The following is a 20,831-nucleotide window of genomic DNA, read 5'->3' as shown; positions in this document are numbered from 1 at the left end:
GATCAAGGCCCGACATCTGGCCGGGCCGGCAACGGCGCTGCTTTCCCCCCGAAACAGCGCCCCGGAGAATTTGATGCCCTCGTTCACACGGGAATTGGAGAAGACCCTCCACAACGCTCTGGCCGAAGCTGCCCGCCGGACGCACGAATATGCCACGCTGGAACATCTGTTGCTGGCGCTCACCACCGACACGCACGCCGCCCAGGTGATGAAGGCCTGCAATGTTGATCTGGAAGAGCTGCAGAGCCAGCTGATCCGCTATCTCGACACCGAGCTGACCGCGCTGAAGGCCGATGCCAGCATCGATCCGTCGCCCACCGCCGGATTTCAGCGCGTGGTGCAGCGGGCGATCCTGCACGTGCAATCGTCTGGCCGCGAGGAAGTGACCGGCGCCAATGTGCTGGTCGCGCTGTTTTCCGAACGCGAGAGCCATGCCGTCTTCTTCCTGCAGCAGCAGGACATGACGCGCCTCGATGCCGTCAGCTTCATCAGCCATGGCATCGCCAAGTCCGGCCAGTCCGAAGCCAAGCCGCCCAAGGGCGCGGCTGGCGGCGGTGCCGAGAAGGACGAGCCGGAGGAAAAGCCGGCCAAGGCAGAGAAGACCGAGAAGAAGGGCAGCGAAAGCGCCCTCAAGCAGTTCACCGTCAACCTCAACGAGAAGGCGAAGAACGGCAAGGTCGATCCGCTGATCGGTCGCAGCGCCGAGGTGGACCGCACCATCCAGATCCTGTGCCGGCGCACCAAGAACAACCCGCTCTATGTGGGGGATCCGGGCGTGGGCAAGACCGCGATTGCCGAAGGCCTGGCCCGCAAGATCATCGAGGGCCAGGTGCCCGATGTGCTGAAGCCCGCGGTAATCTACAGCCTCGACATGGGCGCGCTGCTGGCGGGCACCCGCTATCGCGGCGATTTCGAGGAGCGGCTGAAGAATGTCGTGTCCGAACTGGAAAAGCTGCCCGATGCGGTGCTGTTCATCGATGAAATCCACACGGTGATCGGTGCCGGCGCCACCAGCGGCGGCGCCATGGATGCATCGAACCTGTTGAAGCCGGCGCTGTCATCCGGCGCGATCCGCTGCATCGGTTCGACCACCTACAAGGAATTCCGCAATCATTTCGAGAAGGACCGTGCCCTGCTGCGCCGGTTCCAGAAGATCGACGTGAACGAGCCGACCATCGAGGACACGGTGAAGATCCTGATGGGTCTGCGCCCGTCCTATGAAGAGCATCACAAGCTGAAATACACCCCCGATGCCATCAAGGCGGCGGTGGAGCTTTCGGCGCGCTACATCAACGATCGCAAGCTGCCCGACAAGGCCATCGACGTGATCGACGAGACCGGTGCCAGCCAGATGCTGCTGCCCGAACACAAGCGCAAGAAGACCATCGGCGTGAAGGAGGTGGAGGCGGTGATCGCCACCATGGCCCGCATCCCGCCGAAGAGCGTTTCGACCGACGACAAGGCCCAGCTCGCCACGCTGGAAGCCGATCTGAAGCGCGTGGTGTTCGGCCAGGATGCCGCCATCGAGAAGCTGGCCAGCGCCATCAAGCTGGCCCGCGCCGGGCTTCGCGAACCCAACAAGCCGATCGGCTGCTATCTCTTCTCCGGCCCGACCGGCGTCGGCAAGACCGAGGTGGCCAAGCAGCTGGCGACCATCCTGGGCATTCCGCTCACCCGCTTCGACATGTCGGAATATATGGAGCGCCATTCGGTCAGCCGGCTGATCGGGGCGCCTCCGGGCTATGTCGGCTTTGATCAGGGCGGCCTCTTGACCGATGCGGTCGATCAGCAGCCGCATTCGGTGCTGCTGCTGGACGAGATCGAGAAGGCCCACCCCGATCTGTTCAACATCCTGCTGCAGGTGATGGACAACGGCAAGCTGACCGATCACCACGGCAAGACGGTGGATTTCCGCAACATCATCCTGATCATGACCACCAATGCCGGGGCCGCCGACATGGCGCGCGAAGGCATCGGCTTTGGCGCCACCACCCGCGTGGGTGAGGACGAGGAAGCGATCAAGAAGCTGTTCAGCCCGGAATTCCGCAACCGCCTCGATGCCACCGTGCCGTTCGGCTATCTCCCTCCGGCCGTGGTTGCCATGGTGATCGACAAGTTCGTGCTGGGCCTGGAGCTGCAGCTGGCCGACCGTGAAGTGCACATCAGCCTGACCGAAGAGGCCAAGGCCTGGTTGATCCAGCGCGGTTATGACCGGCTCTATGGTGCCCGGCCGATGGGCCGCCTGATCCAGGAGAAGATCAAGCAGCCGCTGGCCGAGGAATTGCTGTTCGGCAAGCTGGTCAACGGCGGCGAGGTGCGCGTGCACGTGAAGGACGATGATCTGTCGTTCGAGATCGTGCCGGCGATCAAGAAGCTGAAGGCTAGGAAAGCGCCCAAGGCGCTGCCGGCGCCAACGGAAGAGGCCTGACCGTTCATCTGCCGCTCAGGCCCCGCGCGGCATGGGCGGCAGCGGACACTGACGGAAGCACGAATCGGGGACAGGCCATGACGCGGCTGGTGGTGGAACGGCTGGGGATGCTGATGCTGGTGGCGGCCGCCATTGTCGCCGCCGAACCGCGCCTGACCCTCGCCTTTGAAGATGCCGGCGATCCGCGCCCGCAGCGCTTTGCGCTGACCGGCGAGATCATGGGCAAGGCGCTGGGCCTGGTGATCAGCTGGTCCGGCGGCGCCCGTCAGCTGCTGAACTGATCCGCCTCCAGATCATCGATTGAGCCGGCCGCCAGCACGCGGCGCGCCACCGCCATGCCATGGCCGGCGCGCAGCATCGCGGCCAGCTGCTTCTGCTGCTGCGCCCGGTCGGCATCCGCCGGCCCGAACGGCCCCAGCCGCTTGCGCCGGGCAAAGGCGATGGCCACCGCCAGCGCCTCAGCCTCGTCGGGCGCGTCGCCACGGTCATCCACGTCCACGCCGTCGGCAGCCAGCTGTGCCGCCACCCGGCGCGGGCCCAGCCCGCGGGCCGCCATGGCGCGCGATTTCATGCCGGCATAGGCGGCATCGTCGACATAGCGCAGCGCGGCCAGCCGGTTGATCAGCGCCGGCACATCGGGCGGGGCATCGCCGGCCCAGCCGCGCTCCTTTAGTTTGCGCGCCAGATAGCGCTGCAGCCGGGCTCTGGTGGTGGCAAAGCGGGCGGCATAATGCAGCGCCAGCTCGCGCAATTGCGCCTCGTTCAGCGGCGGCGGGGCCCGGCGTGGGGCCTTGGGCTGCGGGCGCCTTTCATCAGTCATGCCACTTTCCTGCCATGATCGGGCCGGATTTTGAACGCCCCAGCGTGCCAGAGGGAGCGTGGACAAGAATATTTCCCCCGCCATTTGGGTCGAAATTCCGGCGGGGGGCAAGGGAGAAGACCATGGCTGACACGGCTGAAACGCTGCGCCCCACCCCGACCGATGATGGCCGGCCGATGCGCCAATCGGATTTCGGCACCGTGGTGGAGGCGCTGGATTATGCTGCGCTTGGGGCAAAGGGCTTCAACTTCCACGATGCCCGTGCCGATCTCGTCCGTGTGTATCCCTATGCCGAACTGGCCGCCGATGCCCGCCGCCACGCCATGCACTTCATTGCTGAAGGCGTGCAGCCGGGTGACCGCATTGCGCTGATCGCCGAAACCGGGGCCGGCTTTGCCGCCGCCTTTTTCGGCGCGATCTATGCCGGCGCGCTGCCGGTGCCGCTGCCGCTGCCGACCAGCTTTGGCGGCCGCGATGCCTATGTCGATCAGATCCGTGTGCAGCTGAACAGCTGTGACCCGGTGATGGTGCTCTCCCCCACCGGTCTCTATCCGATGGTGGCCGAAGCCGCCGCCGGCAAGTGCGCGGCGCACGACTGGTCGCTGTGGTTTGCCGCGGATGCGCCGGTGGTGACGCTGCCGCAGGCCAAGCCGACCGACATCGCCTATCTGCAATATTCCTCGGGCTCCACCCGCTTCCCGCACGGCGTGGCCGTCACCCACGAGGCGCTGCTGGCCAATCTCGCCGGCCATGCCTTCATGATGAAGGTGGGCGAAGGCGACCGCGTGGTGAGCTGGCTGCCCTGGTATCACGACATGGGCCTGGTGGGCTGCATGCTGTCGCCGATGGCGAACCAGCTCTCGGTCGATTATATCGCCACCGAGGATTTCGCCCGCCGGCCGCTGTCGTGGCTCACGCTGATCAGCCGCAACAAGGATGCGACGCTCAGCTATTCGCCGACCTTTGGCTATGATATCTGCGCCCGCCGCATTTCCCATTCGATCCCGGTGGCCGAGCGGTATGACCTGTCGCGCTGGCGCGTGGCCGGCAACGGCGCCGACATGATCCGCCCGGAAGTGATGCAGGCCTTTGTCGATGCCTTTGCGCCGGCCGGCTTCAAGGCCAGTGCCTTCCTGCCCAGCTATGGTCTGGCTGAAGCCACGCTGGCCGTCACCATCATGCCGCCGGGTGACGGCATCCAGTGCGACCTGATCGACGAGCGCACCCTGTCCGGCACCGCCGGCGATGCCCGTGCCGATCAGCGCCTGCCCACCCGCTATCGCGCCATTGTCAATTGCGGCAAGGCCGTGCCGGGCATGACGATCGAGGTCCGCGACGAGAAGGGCCGTGTGCTGCCGGACCGCAAGATCGGCCGCGTGTTTGTGCGCGGGCTGGGCGTGATGGCCGGATACTTCCGCGATCCCGAAGCCACCGAGGCGGCGCTGTCGCCCGACGGCTGGCTCGACACCGGCGACATGGCCTATATGAAGGATGGTTCGATCTATATCGTTGGCCGCGCCAAGGACATGATCATCATCAACGGCAAGAATCACTGGCCGCAGGATATCGAATGGGCGATCGAGCAGCTGCCCGGCTTCAAGGCCGGCGACATTGCCGCCTTTTCGATCACCACCCCCTCGGGCGAGGAAGCGCCGGCGGTGCTGGTGCAGTGCCGCACCAGCGACAATGACGAGCGCATCAAGCTGCGCGATGCCATCCGAACCAAGGTGAAGGCGATCACCGGCATGAGCTGCGTGGTCGAACTGGTGCCGCCGCGCACCCTGCCGCGCACCTCGTCGGGCAAGCTGTCGCGCTCCAAGGCGCGGCTGCAATATCTGTCGGGCGAGATTCAGCCGTTTGAAGTTGCGGCCTGACGACTCCCCTCCCGCTTGCGGGAGGGGCTGGGGGTGGGCAGTGTCAGCATCGCCAACCACCCCACCTATGACATGACCGCAATTCCCACCCCCAACCCCTCCCGCACGCGGGAGGGGAGTTTGATCGCCCTGACCGGCGCCACCGGCTTCGTCGGCCGCCGTGTGCTGGCGCTGGCGAACCGGCCTATCCGCGCCCTCGCCCGCCGGCCGCAGCCGCCGCAGCCCGGTGTCGAATGGGTGCTGGGCGATCTGGATGACGCGCACGCCCTCGCCCGGCTGTGCGATGGTGCCGCCGCCGTGCTGCACATTGCCGGCGTGGTGAACGCGCCCGATGCCGCCGGTTTCCACGCCGGCAATGTCACCGGCAACGCCAATGTGCTGGCCGCAGCCGCTGCGGTGCCGCGCTTTGTCCATGTTTCCAGCCTCGCCGCGCGGGAACCGGCCCTGTCGCTCTATGGCGCTTCCAAGGCGGCAGGCGATGCGTTGGTTCAGGCGCGGGCGGGGGACTGGGTGATCGTGCGCCCGCCCGGCGTCTATGGCCCCGGCGATGCCGAAATGCGTGATCTGTTCGCGCTGGCGCGGTTCGGCCTGGGCGTCGCCCCCGGCGGGCCGGCGGCGCGCATCAGCCTCATCCATGTCGATGATCTGGCCCGTGCCTTGCTGGCGCTGGCCGATGCAGGGCCCAGCCGCACCATCCTGGAAATCGATGATGGCGCCGGCGCCCACGGCGGCCACAGCCACGCCGATTTTGCCCGCGCCATCGGTGGCGCGCTCGGTCGCCGGCCGCTGGTACTGCCGATCCCCGCCGGCCTGCTCATGACGCTGGCGGCATCGCGGCTGATCCCCAAGCTGACGCCGGATCGCGCCCGCTATCTTGCCCATCCCGATTGGGTGGCGCGCGGCGGCAATGATCGTCTGGCCGGCCTCTGGCAGCCGCAGATCGATCTCGCGGCCGGTCTCGCCGACACGGTGCGCGATTATCGCGCACGCGGCTGGCTCTAGGCCAAGGACCTGTCAAATCCATGTCCCGTCATTGAACGAAGCGGCCAAATGGCGAGGAGGGTGGCCGCAGGCGGGGCAGCGCCCCGGCACCGCGCTCGCTTCGCTTGGGCGGTGGCGCTGCCACCGCCGCTGCGGTCCCTCACTCGTGCCGGGGTGCTGCGGGCTGTGCCGGGACATGGATTTGACAGGTCCTGAGCCTAAGGTTCCGCAATTTGGCCATGATGTGAAGGCAAAGGGCCAGCAACGCACAAGGATGGAGCCTTCATGACTGACCGCGCCGGGGTTTATGCCCGCATCATCGAACTGATCGAGCCGCTGAATGCCAAGAAGGTGGCCCTCACCGAAACCACGACCTTTGCCGGCGACATGGAAATGGACAGCCTGACCGTGATGGATCTGGTGGCCAGCATGGAAGACGAATGGGATATCCTCATCCCCCTGAACATGCTGCCCGATCTGGAAACCATCGGCCAGGTGGCCGATGCCGTGCACGGCCTGGTGACGAAGAAGGGCTGAGGCCATGACCGATCTTCTGTCGAAGTTTGATCCGCTGATCGCCGAACATGCCGGGCTGCTGTCGGCCGGCATCCGCGATCCGTTCGGCATCGTGATGGACAAGGTGCTGTCGCCCACCGAAGCCATCATCAAGGGCCAGCACACCATCCTGCTCGGCACCTATAACTATATGGGGATGACGTTCGATCCCGATGTGGTGGCCGCCGGCCAGGCCGCCATCCGCGATTATGGCGCCGGCACCACCGGCAGCCGCGTGCTCAACGGCACCTACCAGACCCACAAAGAGTGCGAGGAAGCGCTTAAGGACTTCTATGGCATGTCCCACGCCATGGTGTTCTCCACCGGCTACCAGGCCAATCTCGGCATGGTCTCCACGCTGGCCGGCAAGGGCGATTTCATCATCCTCGATGCCGACAGCCACGCCTCCATCTATGATGGCTGCAAGATGTCCAACGCCGACATCGTGCGCTTCCGCCACAACGACGCCGCCGATCTGGAAAAGCGGCTGAAGCGCCTGCCGCCCGAAGCCGGCAAGCTGGTTGTGCTGGAAGGCGTCTATTCGATGCTGGGCGACATCGCGCCGCTGCCCGAGCTGGTGGCCATCGCCAAGGCGCATGGCGCCATGGTTCTGGTCGATGAAGCGCATGGCATGGGCTTTTTCGGGCCCAACGGCCGCGGCGTGTACGAGGAACAGGGCGTCGCCGATGATGTCGATTTCGTCGTTGGCACCTTCTCGAAATCGGTGGGCACGGTCGGCGGCTTCTGCGTCTCCAACCACCCGAAGTTCGAGATACTGCGCCTCGTCTGCCGGCCCTACACCTTCACCGCCTCGCTGCCGCCCGCGGTGGTGGCCAGCGCCGCCACCTCCATCCGCAAGCTGATGACCGCGCACGACAAGCGCGCCCGGCTGTGGGAAGCCACCCGCCGCCTGCACGGTGGGCTGAAGGCACGCGGCTTCAAGCTCGCCACCGAAACGCCGGAAAGCGCCATTGTTTCGGTGCTGATGCCGGATCAGGAAACCACGGCACTGATGTGGTCCACCCTCATCGAACTGGGCGTCTATGTGAACATGAGCCGCCCGCCCGCCACGCCCGCCGGCGTGTTCCTGCTGCGCTGTTCCATCTGCGCCCTGCATTCGGATGCGCAGATCGACACGGTGCTGGGCAAGTTCGAACAGGCCGCGCAGATGGCCAATCTGGCCTTGCACGAGCCCGCCTGATTTCTTCATGACGCAGAAAGGCTGGGCGGCTATAGCATGGCCGCCCGGTCGTTCGCGCGCCCGGTGACCAAGACACCACCTGGGGCAGCTGCGTGACCAAACGCATCGATCGTTACCTGTTCGGCCTGATCCTGGTGCCGCTGATCGGCACGCTGGTGGTGGCGGCCATGCTGCTGGTGCTGGATCGCATGCTGCGCCTGTTCGATTTCGTCATCAACGAAGGCGGGCCGGTCAGCGTGGTATGGCGCATGCTGGGCAATCTGCTGCCCGAATATCTGTCGCTCGGCATCCCCATTGGCGTGATGCTGGGCACGCTGCTGGCCTTTCGCCGCCTGGCGCTGTCGTCCGAACTGGATTCGCTGCTGGCCGTCGGCATTTCCTATGGCCGGCTGCTGCGCGTGCCGTTCATCTTTGCCGGCGTGTTTGCCGTGGTGAATTTCGGCATTGTCGGCTGGCTGCAGCCGGTCACCCGCTATGCCTATGAAAATCTGCGCTTTGAACTGCGTTCGGGCGCGCTGGGCGCGTCGATCAAGGTGGGGGAATTCGCCAATCTGGGCGGCGGCATGACCTTGCGGGTGGAAGAATCGCGCGAAGGCGGCGCCGATTTGCGCGGCCTGTTCGTGCGCGGCAGCAAGAATGGCCAGACGATTGCCGCCACTGCGGCGCGCGGCAGCTTCCTCGCCACCGATGATCCCGAAACCATCCTGCTGCGCCTGCGCGATGGCACGCTGGTGCACAGCCCGTCGCCGGGCGCCACCCCGCGCGTGCTCAGCTTTTCCCAGCATGATGTGCCGATCCCGCTGCCGGAAATGGTCGCCTTCCGCAAACGCGGCGAAGGCAATCTGGAAGCGACCCTGCCCGAACTGTGGCGCAGCATGTGGAATGGCGACACACAAGACCTGCGTCGCAGCGCGGCGGCCACCTTTCACCGCCGTGTCGTGCAGTGCGTGATCATGTTCGTGCTGCCCTTCCTCGCCGTCGCCATGGCGGTGCCGCCCAAGCGCTCCACCTCGGCGCTGGGGGTGTTTCTGTCGATCATCGCGCTCGTCACCTTCCACAAGCTCACCGAATATGGCGAGCGCATGGGCGCGCTGGGCCGGGTTGATCCGGTGCTGGCGCAATGGGTGCCCTATGCCCTGTTCCTCGGCCTGGCGCTGTGGATGTTCCGCGTGCTGTGCCGGCCGGGCGGTCAGCCGATCGGCGCGCTCGATCGCTGGTTCGGCAAGATCAGCGGCCTGGTCACTGGCCTGGCAGCGCGCCTGGTGCGCCGCCAGAACTGGGCCGATGATGTGCTGTCGGCAGGGTGATCGCCATGGCCTTGTTCCCCTCCCGCACCATCGCCTGGTACACGGCACGGATGTTCCTGATCCGGGTGGCGGCCTTCATCATCGGCCTCACCGTCATCCTGCAGTCGCTGGATCTGTTGTCGGAAAGCGGCAAGGTGCTGGCAGCGGCCGGCAACACTGAATCCGATCTGTGGGTCTATGTCTCCCTGCGCGCGCCGCAGATCGTGCAGCTGTTCCTGCCCTTTTCGGTGCTGCTGGCCACACTGGTGACGCTGGCCACACTGAACCAGAACAGCGAGGTGGTGATCTTCAAGGCGGCGGGCTTGTCAGCCCACCATATCCTGGCGCCGCTGATGCTGGCGGCGCTCGGCGTTGCCGTGGCCAATTTCGCCTGGAACGAACGCATCGCCACACGGGCCAGCGCCACGCTGAAGGCCTGGCAGGAGGTGGAATATCGCAAGCTGCCCCCGGCGGTGGCGGCCAAGACGCAAAGCTGGGTGCGCGGCGGCGATGATCTGTTTCACGCCGAAGCGGTCAGCGGCCGCGGTGCTGCCACCCGGCTTGATGATGTCACCATCTATGACCGGCGCGGCAACCGGCTGGTGCAGGTGGTGATGGCCGCCAGCGCGACACCGGTGGCGGGCGGCTGGCAGCTGAACAAGGTGCGGCTGTTCGATGTGGCGAGCGGTGGGCTGGAACGGCGTGACCAGTTGCTGTTCACCACCGATGTGGTGCCGCGCCAGTTCACCACCGCCAGCATCAACCCCAATTTCGTGCCGCTATGGGACTTGTGGCCGCAGATCGCCGAACAACGCGCCGCCGGCAAATCCACCGACGTTCTGGAAGCAGCGGCCTGGCACAAGATTTCGGGGCCGCTGTCGGCCGTGTTGATGCCGCTCCTTGGCGCGGTGGCGGCCTTTGGCCTGGCCCGGTCGGGCAAATTGTTCGTGCGCGCAGTCATCGGCATGGCGCTGGGCTTCGCCTTTTTCGTGGCCGACAATTTCATGCTGGCGATGGGCAATTTCGGCACGGTGCCGCCGCTGATGGCTGCCTGGTCGCCGTTCATCCTGTTCCTGTTGATCGGCGAAGCCGTGCTGATCCGCACCGAAGAATGATTGCCCCCAAACTGCCTTGATTGCCGCTTACCAAGGGCCCGATGAGCACGATCACCCTGAAGCGCGTCGAGAGCGCGGCCGACCGCAAGGCCTTTGTTGACCTGCCGTGGACGCTCTATGCCAACGATCCCCATTGGGTGCCGCCGCTGAAAAGCGAGATGCTCGGCCTGATTGGCGGCATCAAGACCAACCCCTGGTTCGGCCATGCCGAAGCCGCCTTCTGGCTGGCGCTGAAGGATGGCCAGGTCGTCGGCCGCATTTCGGCGCAGGTGGATCAGCTGGTGATTGCGCCCGAAGCCCCCGGGGGTGGCCCCGGCACCGGGCATTGGGGCATGTTCGAATGCATCGATGATGCGGCCGTGGCCGATGCGCTGTTTGGCGCGGCCGAGGATTGGCTGCGCAGCCGTGGCATGACCCGGGCGCTGGGGCCGTTCAGCCTGTCGGTGTGGGACGAGCCGGGCCTTTTGGTCCAGGGCTTTGATGGGCCGCCTACCGTGATGATGGGTCACCATCTGCCGCATTATGAGCGGCTGGTGACGGCGCGCGGCTATCAGGGCGTGAAGGATCTGCACGCCTGGTCACTGCCGATCGCCCAGCCGTTTCCGGAAATGGTGCAGCGCATCGTCGCCTTCTCCGAACGCAACGCCAAGCTGGTGACGCGGCCGGTGAACAAGGCGAAATTTGACCAGGAAGCCGCGCTGATCCTTGATATCCTGAACGACGCCTGGTCGGACAATTGGGGCTTCGTGCCGCTGACGCCTGACGAGATCGCCTATGTCGGCAAGAAGCTGAAACCGATCATCTTTGAAAATCTGGTGCGCATCGCCGAATATGAAGGCGTGCCCGTCGGCTTCATGATCACCCTGCCCGACATCAACGAGCTGACCCGCGATCTCAACGGCAGCCTGTTCCCGTTCGGCTGGGCCAAGTTGCTTTGGCGGCTGCGCGCGCCCAAGGTGAAGCGCATGCGCGTGCCGCTGATGGGCATCAGGAAATCGCTGCAGGGCCACCGCGTCGCCAGCCTGATGGCGTTCCAGATGATCGAATATATCCGCCGCGCTTCCGTCGCCGAATTCGGCGCCAGCGAAGGCGAGATTGGCTGGATCCTCGACGACAACGGCCCGATGCGCTCCATCGCCGACGCCATCGACAGCCATGTGACGCGCACCTACCGCATCTACGAACACGCGCTCTGACGAAAAAGGGGGAGCGGTCGCCCGCTCCCCCTCGTTTCCGGCGGTGTGGCCGGCTTACTTCACCGGCTGCAGCTTGATGCCGCGGTAGGTGGGCGGGGTGTTGCCGCGCTGCACCAGCATCAGCACCGTGTCCTTGCCGGCCTTGCGCTCCGCGTCCACGGCGGCGGCGGCTTCCGCCGGGCTGGTCACCGGCTTCTGGCCGATCTTCAGGATGATGTCGCCGCGCTGCAGGCCCTTCACCGCTGCGTCTGACGACGGGCTGATGCCGGCGATCACCACGCCCTGCACCTTGTCGTCGATGCGCAGCTGCTGGCGCAGTTGGGCGGTGATCGGCTGCAGGGTGATGCCCAGGCTGGCCTTGGCGGCTTCGATGCCTGGGGCCTTGCCGGCGTCATCCGCCGGTTGATCATCATCGCCATCGGCGGGCAGGCCGGCGCGCTGTGCCACCACGCTTTCCGACGGGCGCTGCACGATGGTGGCGTTCAGCGTCATGCGCTTGCCGTCGCGCAGCAGCTCGATCGGCACGGTCGCGCCGATCGGGGTGGTGGCGACGATGTAGGACAGGCTGTTGTCGTAATCGACCTCGCGGCCCGCCACCTTCAGGATCACGTCGCCCTGGCGGACGCCGGCGCGGCCGGCCGGGCCGTTCGATTCAACATTGGCGACAATCTCGCCCTTGTCCTTGGGCAGGCCCAGGCCATCGGCGATATCGGCGGTCAGCCGCTGGATGGCCACACCCAGATAGCCGCGCTTGACGGCCCCGGTGGCCTTCAGCTGGTCCACCACCGGCTTGGCCAGTTCGGCGGGAATGGCAAAGCCGAGGCCGACATTGCCGCCGGTGGGCGAGAAGATCGCCGTGTTGATGCCGATCACATTGCCGTTGAGATCAAACAGCGGCCCGCCCGAATTGCCCTGGTTGATGGAGGCATCGGTCTGGATATAGCGATCATACTGGCCCGATCCGATGTCGCGGTGCAGGGCCGAGATGATGCCGGCCGTCACGGTGCCGCCCAGGCCAAACGGGTTGCCGATGGCGATGGACCAATCGCCGACGCGCACCGCCTGGCTGTTGCCGAACTGCACGAACGGCAGGCCGGTTGCCTCGATCTTCAGCACGGCCAGATCGGTGAGCGGATCGCGGCCGACCACGCGCGCCTTGTATTCGCGCCGGTCTGCCAGGGTGACGGTGATCGATTCCACCGGCTGGGTGCGGCCTTCACCGGCCGAAATCACATGGTTGTTGGTGACGATATAGCCATCGGGCGCGATGATGAAGCCCGATCCCAGGCTGGTCGCTTCGCGCGTGACCGGCTCGCCGCCATCCTGCTGTTCCTGGAAGCGGCGGAAGAATTCCTCCAGCGGGTTGGACGGCTGGCCGGGGAAGCGGCGGCTGCGGCCGATTTCAACCTTCTGGGTGGTGGAGACGTTGACGACGGCCGGGGCCAGCCGGGCCGTGAGATCGGCAAAGCTGCGCGGCGCACCACCGGGCGGCATGATCGCCGCGGCGGGGGCCTGCGCATTCTGGGCCACCGGTTGCGACGGGGCCTGGGCCACGGCGATGGCGGCCACACCGGTGGCCAGCAGGGCGGCGGGGATCAGATTGCGCATGATCTTGTTCGGCATGAGTCTCTTTCTGATTGGCAGGCGGTTGACCGGCTTATGCGAACAACACGCCTAACCGTTCATGAACGGCGCTGAACGTTCAGCGATTGGTCTTGCGGCCTTCGAATTCGCGCAGGAACTCGTTGTTGGGGCCCAGCACCACCGTGGCGCTGCCATCCTCGAACGTGGTGCGATAGGCCTGCATGGCGCGATAAAAGGCATAGAATTCCGGATCCTTGCCGAAACTGTCGGCATAGATGCGGGCGGCCTGGGCATCGGCTTCGGCTTGCACAACCTGCGCCTGCTTCTGTCCCTGCGCGCGGATGTTGGCGGCTTCCTGCGCGCGGGCCGAGGCCATGCGGGCATAGGCCGCGTCCAGCGTGGCGCCCGACGGCAGATCGGCGCGCTTGATGCGCACATCGATGATCTCGGCGCCATATTGCTTGGCCTGGGTGTTCACGCTGGCCTGGATCTCGTCCATCACCTCGCTGCGTTCCGGAGACAACAGCGCGGCAAAGGGCTGCTTGCCCAGCTCGTTGCGCAGTTTCGACGCCAGAATACGCTTCAGTGCATCGGCAGCATTGTCCTCGGTGCCCACCGTCTGCACCATCCGCTGTGGATCAACGATGCGGAACCGGGCAAAGGCGTCCACCACCAGCCGCAGCTGATCGGTGGAGAGCACGGTCTGCGCATCCATGTCGAGGTCCATGATGCGCTTGTCGACAAAGCGCACATCCTCGATGAAGGGCACCTTGATGGCGAGGCCGGCGCCGCTTTCGCCAAAGGGCGCCTTGGGATCATATTCGTTCACGATCCGCTCCGGCTTGCCCAGCCGCAGCACCACGGCCTGCTTGGTTTCCGGCACGGTGTAGAAACTTGCCATGCCCAGCACGACGGCGGCAAAGCCGACACCGGCGAGCAGCATGGGATTGCGCATCAGGCTGTCCATCATCTCTCTCCTGGGGCTCAGCGGGCCGGGGCCGGCGCTTCGGCCGGCGCAGGCACGGCGCGGCGGCGCACCTCGGGCAACGGCAGATAGGGCGCGACACCGGGGGCATCCACGATGGTCTTGTCCACCTTGGCCAGCACGCGTTCCATGGTTTCCAGATACATGCGTTTGCGCGTCACCTCGGGGGCGAGGCGATACTGGGCATAAACCGCATCAAAGGCCGCCGCATCGCCCTGGGCACGGGCCACCACCGTCTGGGCATAGGTGCGGGCGCGGTTGAGATATTGCTGCTCGTCCTGCTGGGCGGCCGAAACATCCTTGAAGGCGGTGTCCACCGCGGCGGGCGGATCGGCCTGCTTGATGTCCACCCCGCGCACGTCGATCCCGCTCTTGTAGCTGTCGAGCAGCTCCTGCATGCGGTCGCGCACCTGATCGGCGATCTGGGCGCGCTGCGGCCCCAGCGCGGCGTTCAGCGAAGCGCGGGCAATCTCGGCGCGCATGGCGCTTTCCGCCACTTCGCGCACGGTCTTTTCCGGATCGGCCAGTTCATAGAGGAAATTTTCCGGGTTCCGGATCTTCCAGCGCACCGCATAGGCGAGGTTGATCAGATTCTGGTCCCCGGTCAGCATCAGATTTTCGCTGGCGCCTTCGCTGGAGCTGATGTCGATGATGTTGATCTGCTCCACCTTGCGGCGTTCCACGGCGTCGATCGGCCACGGCAGCTTGAAATGCAGGCCCGGCCCGTTGGAGGTGACATAGCGGCCAAAGCGCTGCACCACCGCGCGTTCCTGCGCATCCACCCGATAGAAGCTGGTCAGGCCCACCCAGGCCAGCAGGATCGCCCCGCCCGCCCACATCAGCCAGCGGCCATCGCCCATATCAAGGCCGCCGCCACCGCCGCCGCCACCGAACTGGCTGCGCAGCCGTTCCTGGCTGCGGCGGATCAGATCGTCAAAATCATTGCCCTTGCTGCCGCGGATCGGCGTCGGCTTGCGCGCCGGGCCGTCGCCCCAGGGGTTCACCGGCTTGTTCGCCTGCGGGCGCTGCGGCTCGCCATCATCGGGCTTGCCGTCTTCACCCCATGGGTCGCTGTTGTTCTGCCAGGGCATGGGCGTCGTCTTCCAGACCTTATCACTGCAATCGAAACCACTATATACGACCCCGAACAGGGATTGCGAGGGCAAGCGGCGCGCATGCGGCGTTTGTTGGCGGATAAGGAACGGAAATTCACCCCATGGCGATCAAGGATGATGTTTCGGCCGCGCTTGCCGGCCTGCCCGATCCGGCGGGCGGCGGCAGCCTGATCGCCACTGGCCGCGCCGCCGGCATCGTCGTCAAGGATGATGGCCAGGTCGGCCTGGTCCTCGCCGTTGATGGGCTGGACAAGACCGCCGCCGAACGCCTGCAGGCCACCGTTGAAGCCGCCATCCGCCGCGTGCCCGGCGTATCGGCCGCCCGCATCATCCTCACCGCCGACCGCGCCTCTGCCCCCAATGGCGCCGTCCGCCCCAAGGAAACGACGGTGCCCGGCATCCGCAAACTGGTCGCGGTGGCCAGCGGCAAGGGCGGGGTGGGCAAATCCACCGTCGCCGCCAATCTCGCCTTTGCGCTGGCCCGCGCCGGCCAGGCGGTGGGCCTGCTCGACGCCGATATCTATGGCCCCTCCGTGCCCACCCTGCTTGGCATCACCGGCCGCGCCCGCGTTGAAAATGACCGGCTGCAGCCCGAAACCCGCCACGGCATCAAGGCGCTGTCGATGGGGATGATGACCGATCCCAACAAGGCCATCGTCTGGCGCGGGCCGATGGCATCCTCCGCTCTCGTCCAGATGGTCGAACAATGCGATTGGGGCGCATTGGACGTGCTGGTCATCGATCTGCCGCCCGGCACCGGCGACGTGCAGCTCACCCTGGCGCAGAAGCTCAAGCCCGATGGCGCCGTCATCGTCTCCACCCCGCAGGATCTCGCCCTCATCGATGCCCGCCGCGCCGTCGCCATGTTCGGCGAAGTCAATGTCCGCGTGCTCGGCGTCGTTGAAAACATGGCCGGCTATTGCTGCCCCCAGTGCGGCCATGTCTCCGACCCGTTCGGCCACGGCGGCGCCGAAGCCGAAGCCCAGGCCATGGGCGTGCCCTTCCTTGGCCGCATCCCGCTCCAGATGGCGGTGCGCAGCGCGTCCGAAACCGCCCAGCCGGTCAGCGGCGAGACCGGCACCCAGTTTGACGAGATCGCCCGCAGCGTCATGATCACCGTCGGGCTCTGACATGCCGCTCACCGCCGATGCCGATATCGCTGCCCTGCTCCGGCAGACCCGCACCATCGCCCTCGTCGGCGCCAGCGACCGCCCCGAACGCGCCGCCCACGAGGTGATGGGCGTCCTCCTCGCGCATGGCTACCACGTCATCCCGGTCAACCCGCTGCTCGCCGGCCAGACCATCCTGGGCCAGACCGTCGTCGCCACCCTCGCCGACATCGCCGAACCCATCGACCTGGTCGACGTGTTCCGCCGCAGCGAATTCGTGGCCGATGTGGTGAACGAGGCCATCGCTGCCGGCGCCAAGGCCATCTGGACGCAACTGGGCGTGGTCGATCCCGCCGCCGCCGCCCGCGCCGAAGCCGCCGGCCTGACCGTGGTGATGGACCGCTGCCCGAAAATCGAACTGCGCCGGCTGGGTATTTCGAGAACGTAGAAATGCCTCCGGCGGCCAGGGTCGCGGACCCTGGACCCGTCCGTCTTCACGCGCACCCGCACCGCCACGGATCCTCCCCAAACTCGTTTGGGGAGGTGGCAGCCCCGGCGAAGGCCGGGGCTGACGGAGGGGCCCACCTCTGCTGCCCAAGATGACCGCATTGCAACTGGCCGCCACCCCGGCCCCGGCGCACCATGTCCCCAACCATAGGGGACCATCCATGCGCACCACCCTCATCGCCGCCTTGCTGCTGGCATCACCGGCCGCCGCCGAAACCATCGCCATAAAGGCCGCCCGCGTCATCACCGATGCTGCCAAACCCGCCCTTGGCCCCAGCACGATCATCGTCACCGATGGCCGCATCACCGCCATCCAGCCGGCCAGCGCCGCCATCCCGGCCGGCGCAACCGTCATCGATCAATCCACCCGCACCCTCGCCCCCGGCCTCATCGATTGCCACGTCCACCTCACCGGCGATCCCGGCACGCCCTTCTGGCGCGAGGCGGTGGACAGCCCGGAACTCTCCGTCGCCTATGGCCTGAAAAACGCCCGCATCACCGCAAAGGCCGGCTTCACCACCGTGCGCGACCTCGGCAGCGCCCGCCTTGCCGGCTTTGCCGTGCGCGATGCCATCAACGCCGGGCTCTTCCCCGGCCCGCGCATCCTCGCCGCCGGGCCGGCCCTCTCCATCGTCGGCGGCCATGGTGACACCTCGGGCTTCCTGCCCGCCGTCAACGATGCGCTGGACCAGGGCAACACCTGCACCGGGGCCACCGAATGCGCCGCCCGCGTGCGCGAGGCCAGCCAGCGCGGTGCCGATGTGATCAAGTTCACTGCCACCGGCGGCGTGCTCAGCCAGCAGGGCCGCGGTCTCGATCAGCATTTCACCGACGATGAAATGCGCGCCATCGTCACCACCGCCCACAGCCTAGGCCTCAAGGTCGCAGCCCACGCCCACGGCCCGCGCGGCATCGAAGCCGCCGCCCGCGCCGGGGTCGATTCCATCGAACATGGCAGCTTCGCCGACGAAGCCGGCGCCAAGGCGCTCGCCGCCAACCGCGGTTGGCTGGTCCCCACCCTGCTGCCGTTCCGCGCCACCGCCGAACGGCTCGGCACCGGCGCCTACACGCCCGTGGTCGAAGCCAAGGTGCGCGCCATTCTCGAACGCCGCGGCAAACAGATCATTATCGCCCGCGCCGCCGGCGCCCGCATCGCCTTCGGCACCGATGCCGGCGTGTTCGAACATGGCCGCAACGGCCAGGAAGCCGCCGACATGGTCGAATTTGGCGGCATGACCCCGCGCGAGGTGCTGATCAGCGCCACCAGCGACGCGGCGGAATTGCTGGGCCTGTCCGCCGAAACCGGCACGCTGGAGGTGGGCAAAGCCGCCGACATCATCGCCACGGATGGCGATCCATTGGTGGACGCCAAGCAGCTGGCGCAGGTACGCTGGGTGATGGCGCGGGGGAAGGTGGTGGAGTGAAGGGGCAGGAGGAGAAGAGCCTCCGGCGGGCAGGGTCGCAGACCCTGCACCCGTTCGATTTCGTGGGTGCTACGTGGGAAGCGCGTCCGCTTGCTTCCCTTTGCGTTCGTTCCACATCCCCGTCGCCCCGTGCTTGACACGGGGCTTGGCTATTCTTGCTGCTCGCTGGGCGTGAACCACCTGTCCCACAAATCATCCCAATCGGGGTTTTCGGCCTCGATCAGGGCGAATTTCCATTCGCGTCGCCATTTCTTCAACAGCTTTTCGCGGGCTATGGCGCGCTCGATCTCATCATGGCGCTCGGCGTAGACCAGCCGGTGCTTGGCAAAATCGACGACACGGCTTGAGCCTGCGATGCTGCTGCACCCGCCGCAGCACATCGGCCGTCACGCCGACGTACATGCCGCCGCGATAGCGGTTTGCCATGATGTAAACCCAGCCGCCTTTTGCCATCGCTCGCCTATTGTTGACGATGCCTGGAAGCAAAGCCAAGCCCCGTGTCAAGCACGGGGCGACGATGCGGGGGAGGGGCTGCTAACCACCCCAAATCCGCCATAAAGCGCCGCCCGCAAACAAACGGGTGCAGGGTCTGCGACCCTGCCCACGTCACCCCGGACTTGATCCGGGGCGGAGGCCCCTTCTTCCTGCCTCAAACCTGATTGACTGCACCGCCCAGCGTCTTATGGGAGCAATACGCCTCTCGTCCTGATGGAGTATCCTGATGCGCGTTTCTGCCCTGCTGATTGCGGCCAGCCTGTTGGCCATCACCCCGGCGTTGGCCCAGACCACGGCCCCGGTGGCCCCGGCGGCGGCGGAGAGTCCCTCGGCCCGCTTGGCAGCGTTGTTTGCGCAGAGTGATGCCGACAATCTGAAGCGCAACCCGCTGTATCGCCTGTTCCGGGGCGACACGTCGGCGGCGGATCAGATGGGCGAACTGATCACCGATGCGGCCTATGCGGCAGAGAAGCGGGCGGCGGAGAATGAGCTGAAGGCGCTGACCGCCATCGACCGCGCGGCGCTGACGCCCGACGAACAGGTGAGTTATGATACGTTCAAGTGGCAGCGGGAGACAGATCTGGCCGGGCTCACCCCGGCGGTGATTGCCGCCACGGCGCCGCGGCCGATCGATCATTTCTTCGGGTTCCACAATTTCATTGCCGAGTTGCAGTCTGGCGAAAGCGCAGCGCCGTTCAAGACGGTGAAGGATTATGAGGACGCGCTGAAGCGGCATGAGCAGTTCGTGCTGCTGCTCGATCTCGCCATCCTGCGCTTCCGCCAGGGCATGGCAACCGGCGTGGTGCAGCCCAAGCTGGTGGTGAACAACATCATCGATCAGCTGAACAACCTCACGGCGGGCGGCACCGATGGCTCCATCATGATGAAGCCGGTGCAGAAATTCCCGGAAGGGATCGGCGCGGCGGATCAGGCCCGGCTGAAGGCGGCTTATGCCAAGATGGTGGGTGAACGGGTCAACCCGGCGCTGATCCGGCTGCGTGATTTCCTGAAAACCGAATATCTGCCCGTTGCCCGTGAACAGCCCGGCCTGGGCGCGATGCCCGGCGGGCCGGAGTTGTATCGCTATCTGGTCGCCAGCAGCACGACCACGGCGCTGACCCCGGACGAGATCCACAACATCGGCCTCAATGAGGTGGCCCGCATCCTGAAGGGGATGGACGAGGTGAAGGCCCGGGTGGGGTTCCAGGGTGACCGCAAGGCCTTTTTCGAATTTCTGCGCACTGACAAGCAGTTCAAGTTTGCCAGCGCCCAGGCCATGGGCGATGCCTTCCGCGCCACCGGCAAGCGGGTCGATGCGGTGGTGGGCAATCTGTTTGACACCATCCCCAAATCGCCGCTGGAAATCCGTGCCGTGCCGCCGCACCGGGAAAAGACCGATGCTGCCGGCAGCTACCAGGGCGGCACGCCGGATGGCAGCCGGCCGGGCATTTTCTATTTCAACGCCTATGATCTGCCGTCGCGCAGCAATTATGGCGTGGAGACGCTTTATCTCCACGAAGCCGTGCCGGGCCATCATTTCCAGATCAGCCTGGCGCAGGAGAATGACAAGCTGCCGGCCTTCCAGCGCTTTGGCGGCAACACCGCCTTTGCCGAAGGCTGGGCGCTCTATGCCGAGAGCCTGGGGCCGGAGCTGGGCTTCTTCAAGGACCCGTATCAGCTGCAGGGCCGTTATGAGGACGACATGCTGCGCGCCATGCGGCTGGTGGTGGATACTGGCATCCATGCCAAGGGCTGGGGCCGCGATCAGGCCATTGATTACATGCTGGCCAACAGCAGCATGAGCCGCACCGATGCCGTGGCCGAGGTGGAACGCTATATCGCCATCCCGAGCCAAGCGCTGGCCTACAAGATCGGCCAGCTCACCATCAGCCGGCTGCGGGCCAAGGCGGAGGCCGCGCTGGGACCGAAGTTCAACATCAAGGGCTTCCACGCCCAGGTGCTGATGACCGGCGCGCTGCCGATGGCGGTGCTGGAGGCCAAGATCGATCGTTGGGTGGCGAACGGCGGCAAGTAAGCTCCTCCCCAAACTTGTTTGGGGAGGGGGACCGTCCGCAGGACGGTGGAGGGGCATTGGTCCCGCACCACCCCTCCGTCAGACTGCGGCTGCCACCTCCCCATGCTTGCATGGGGAGGAC

19 protein-coding genes are annotated in these 20,831 nt (G+C 66.1%); 14 read left to right on the top strand and 5 right to left on the bottom strand.

Annotated features, from left to right (window positions below; translation table 11 throughout):
- The first annotated feature begins 73 nt into the window (after nucleotides 1-73).
- Together clpA and AC6BOR_RS08970 are read left to right on the top strand one after the other, a co-directional pair.
- Nucleotides 74-2,428: an ATP-dependent Clp protease ATP-binding subunit ClpA gene (gene clpA / locus AC6BOR_RS08975; protein ID WP_498058128.1), complete on the top strand. Its 2,355-nt coding sequence runs from the start codon at nucleotides 74-76 to the stop codon at nucleotides 2,426-2,428.
- A gap of 77 nt (nucleotides 2,429-2,505) precedes the next feature.
- Nucleotides 2,506-2,709, top strand: a complete 204-nt coding sequence (locus tag AC6BOR_RS08970; protein WP_498058127.1) for a hypothetical protein — start codon at nucleotides 2,506-2,508, stop codon at nucleotides 2,707-2,709.
- On the opposite strand, the gene AC6BOR_RS08965 is transcribed toward AC6BOR_RS08970, so the two are convergent.
- A complete protein-coding gene (locus tag AC6BOR_RS08965; protein WP_498058126.1) occupies nucleotides 2,694-3,248 on the bottom strand; it encodes a regulatory protein RecX in 555 nt (184 codons plus the stop codon). The two genes, AC6BOR_RS08970 and AC6BOR_RS08965, sit on opposite strands and share 16 nt — an antisense overlap.
- Nucleotides 3,249-3,370: 122 nt before the next feature.
- Between AC6BOR_RS08965 and AC6BOR_RS08960 the strand changes: the two genes are divergently transcribed.
- The 7 genes from AC6BOR_RS08960 (at nucleotide 3,371) to AC6BOR_RS08930 (ending at nucleotide 11,456) form a co-directional block, all read left to right on the top strand.
- The gene (locus AC6BOR_RS08960) at nucleotides 3,371-5,122 is read left to right on the top strand and encodes a fatty acyl-AMP ligase (protein WP_498058125.1); all 1,752 of its coding nucleotides are present in this window, start codon (nucleotides 3,371-3,373) and stop codon (nucleotides 5,120-5,122) included.
- Nucleotides 5,123-5,194: 72 nt separating this feature from the next.
- Entirely contained in the window at nucleotides 5,195-6,124 is a 930-nt protein-coding gene (locus tag AC6BOR_RS08955) for an NAD-dependent epimerase/dehydratase family protein (RefSeq protein WP_498060637.1), read from the top strand.
- 264 nt (nucleotides 6,125-6,388) lie between these two features.
- The gene (locus AC6BOR_RS08950) at nucleotides 6,389-6,640 is read left to right on the top strand and encodes an acyl carrier protein (protein WP_498058124.1); all 252 of its coding nucleotides are present in this window, start codon (nucleotides 6,389-6,391) and stop codon (nucleotides 6,638-6,640) included.
- Nucleotides 6,641-6,644: 4 nt separating this feature from the next.
- Nucleotides 6,645-7,859: a serine palmitoyltransferase gene (spt, locus tag AC6BOR_RS08945; protein ID WP_498058123.1), complete on the top strand. Its 1,215-nt coding sequence runs from the start codon at nucleotides 6,645-6,647 to the stop codon at nucleotides 7,857-7,859.
- A gap of 92 nt (nucleotides 7,860-7,951) precedes the next feature.
- Nucleotides 7,952-9,166: an LPS export ABC transporter permease LptF gene (lptF, locus tag AC6BOR_RS08940; RefSeq protein ID WP_498058122.1), complete on the top strand. Its 1,215-nt coding sequence runs from the start codon at nucleotides 7,952-7,954 to the stop codon at nucleotides 9,164-9,166.
- 5 nt (nucleotides 9,167-9,171) lie between these two features.
- Nucleotides 9,172-10,260, top strand: a complete 1,089-nt coding sequence (lptG, locus tag AC6BOR_RS08935; RefSeq protein WP_498058121.1) for an LPS export ABC transporter permease LptG — start codon at nucleotides 9,172-9,174, stop codon at nucleotides 10,258-10,260.
- A gap of 41 nt (nucleotides 10,261-10,301) precedes the next feature.
- Nucleotides 10,302-11,456: an N-acetyltransferase gene (locus AC6BOR_RS08930; RefSeq protein ID WP_498058120.1), complete on the top strand. Its 1,155-nt coding sequence runs from the start codon at nucleotides 10,302-10,304 to the stop codon at nucleotides 11,454-11,456.
- Between the two features lie 54 nt (nucleotides 11,457-11,510).
- On the opposite strand, the gene AC6BOR_RS08925 is transcribed toward AC6BOR_RS08930, so the two are convergent.
- From AC6BOR_RS08925 to hflK, 3 genes are all read right to left on the bottom strand, one after another.
- Nucleotides 11,511-13,064 carry a Do family serine endopeptidase gene (locus AC6BOR_RS08925; RefSeq protein WP_498058119.1) on the bottom strand — a complete coding sequence of 518 codons (1,554 nt, stop codon included), beginning with the start codon at nucleotides 13,062-13,064 and terminating at the stop codon, nucleotides 11,511-11,513.
- A gap of 94 nt (nucleotides 13,065-13,158) precedes the next feature.
- On the bottom strand, nucleotides 13,159-14,007 hold the full coding sequence (gene hflC / locus AC6BOR_RS08920; RefSeq protein ID WP_498060636.1) for a protease modulator HflC: 849 nt from the start codon (nucleotides 14,005-14,007) through the stop codon (nucleotides 13,159-13,161).
- A 17-nt stretch (nucleotides 14,008-14,024) separates the two neighbouring features.
- Nucleotides 14,025-15,116 (bottom strand): FtsH protease activity modulator HflK, encoded by a 1,092-nt coding sequence (hflK, locus tag AC6BOR_RS08915; RefSeq protein WP_498058118.1) that lies wholly within the window; start codon nucleotides 15,114-15,116, stop codon nucleotides 14,025-14,027.
- Nucleotides 15,117-15,241: 125 nt separating this feature from the next.
- Between hflK and AC6BOR_RS08910 the strand changes: the two genes are divergently transcribed.
- The 4 genes from AC6BOR_RS08910 to AC6BOR_RS08895 all read left to right on the top strand — a co-directional run bounded on the left by AC6BOR_RS08910 (nucleotide 15,242) and on the right by AC6BOR_RS08895 (nucleotide 18,527).
- Nucleotides 15,242-16,270 carry an Mrp/NBP35 family ATP-binding protein gene (locus AC6BOR_RS08910; protein WP_498058117.1) on the top strand — a complete coding sequence of 343 codons (1,029 nt, stop codon included), beginning with the start codon at nucleotides 15,242-15,244 and terminating at the stop codon, nucleotides 16,268-16,270.
- 1 nt (nucleotide 16,271) lies between these two features.
- On the top strand, nucleotides 16,272-16,697 hold the full coding sequence (locus AC6BOR_RS08905) for a CoA-binding protein (protein WP_498058116.1): 426 nt from the start codon (nucleotides 16,272-16,274) through the stop codon (nucleotides 16,695-16,697).
- 220 nt (nucleotides 16,698-16,917) lie between these two features.
- Entirely contained in the window at nucleotides 16,918-18,180 is a 1,263-nt protein-coding gene (locus AC6BOR_RS08900) for a metal-dependent hydrolase family protein (RefSeq protein WP_498058115.1), read from the top strand.
- 155 nt (nucleotides 18,181-18,335) lie between these two features.
- Entirely contained in the window at nucleotides 18,336-18,527 is a 192-nt protein-coding gene (locus AC6BOR_RS08895) for a hypothetical protein (protein ID WP_498060699.1), read from the top strand.
- Here AC6BOR_RS08895 and AC6BOR_RS08890 read toward each other — a convergent pair.
- A complete protein-coding gene (locus AC6BOR_RS08890; RefSeq protein WP_498060635.1) occupies nucleotides 18,472-18,606 on the bottom strand; it encodes a hypothetical protein in 135 nt (44 codons plus the stop codon). The genes AC6BOR_RS08895 and AC6BOR_RS08890 overlap by 56 nt on opposite strands.
- A 295-nt stretch (nucleotides 18,607-18,901) precedes the next feature.
- Here AC6BOR_RS08890 and AC6BOR_RS08885 point away from each other — a divergent pair, with 295 nt between their 5' ends.
- Nucleotides 18,902-20,710, top strand: coding sequence for a DUF885 domain-containing protein (locus tag AC6BOR_RS08885; protein ID WP_498058114.1), 1,809 nt, complete (start codon nucleotides 18,902-18,904; stop codon nucleotides 20,708-20,710).
- The last annotated feature ends 121 nt before the right edge of the window (nucleotides 20,711-20,831 follow it).

Source organism: Sandarakinorhabdus sp. FBCC-B8862, from assembly GCF_059745315.1.
Note: the sequence above shows the minus strand (reverse complement) of the source record. Positions and strands in the feature narration are given on the sequence as shown.

Bases quoted from the DNA above. Each gene is read 5' to 3' on its own strand.
- clpA (WP_498058128.1), top strand. From the start codon at position 74: ATGCCCTCGTTCACACGGGAATTGGAGAAGACCCTCCACAACGCTCTG.
- AC6BOR_RS08970 (WP_498058127.1), top strand. From the start codon at position 2,506: ATGACGCGGCTGGTGGTGGAACGGCTGGGGATGCTGATGCTGGTGGCG.
- AC6BOR_RS08965 (WP_498058126.1), bottom strand. From the start codon at position 3,248: ATGACTGATGAAAGGCGCCCGCAGCCCAAGGCCCCACGCCGGGCCCCG.
- AC6BOR_RS08960 (WP_498058125.1), top strand. From the start codon at position 3,371: ATGGCTGACACGGCTGAAACGCTGCGCCCCACCCCGACCGATGATGGC.
- AC6BOR_RS08955 (WP_498060637.1), top strand. From the start codon at position 5,195: ATGACCGCAATTCCCACCCCCAACCCCTCCCGCACGCGGGAGGGGAGT.
- AC6BOR_RS08950 (WP_498058124.1), top strand. From the start codon at position 6,389: ATGACTGACCGCGCCGGGGTTTATGCCCGCATCATCGAACTGATCGAG.
- spt (WP_498058123.1), top strand. From the start codon at position 6,645: ATGACCGATCTTCTGTCGAAGTTTGATCCGCTGATCGCCGAACATGCC.
- lptG (WP_498058121.1), top strand. From the start codon at position 9,172: ATGGCCTTGTTCCCCTCCCGCACCATCGCCTGGTACACGGCACGGATG.
- AC6BOR_RS08930 (WP_498058120.1), top strand. From the start codon at position 10,302: ATGAGCACGATCACCCTGAAGCGCGTCGAGAGCGCGGCCGACCGCAAG.
- AC6BOR_RS08925 (WP_498058119.1), bottom strand. From the start codon at position 13,064: ATGCGCAATCTGATCCCCGCCGCCCTGCTGGCCACCGGTGTGGCCGCC.
- hflC (WP_498060636.1), bottom strand. From the start codon at position 14,007: ATGGACAGCCTGATGCGCAATCCCATGCTGCTCGCCGGTGTCGGCTTT.
- hflK (WP_498058118.1), bottom strand. From the start codon at position 15,116: ATGCCCTGGCAGAACAACAGCGACCCATGGGGTGAAGACGGCAAGCCC.
- AC6BOR_RS08910 (WP_498058117.1), top strand. From the start codon at position 15,242: ATGGCGATCAAGGATGATGTTTCGGCCGCGCTTGCCGGCCTGCCCGAT.
- AC6BOR_RS08905 (WP_498058116.1), top strand. From the start codon at position 16,272: ATGCCGCTCACCGCCGATGCCGATATCGCTGCCCTGCTCCGGCAGACC.
- AC6BOR_RS08900 (WP_498058115.1), top strand. From the start codon at position 16,918: ATGCGCACCACCCTCATCGCCGCCTTGCTGCTGGCATCACCGGCCGCC.
- AC6BOR_RS08890 (WP_498060635.1), bottom strand. From the start codon at position 18,606: ATGGCAAACCGCTATCGCGGCGGCATGTACGTCGGCGTGACGGCCGAT.
- AC6BOR_RS08885 (WP_498058114.1), top strand. From the start codon at position 18,902: ATGCGCGTTTCTGCCCTGCTGATTGCGGCCAGCCTGTTGGCCATCACC.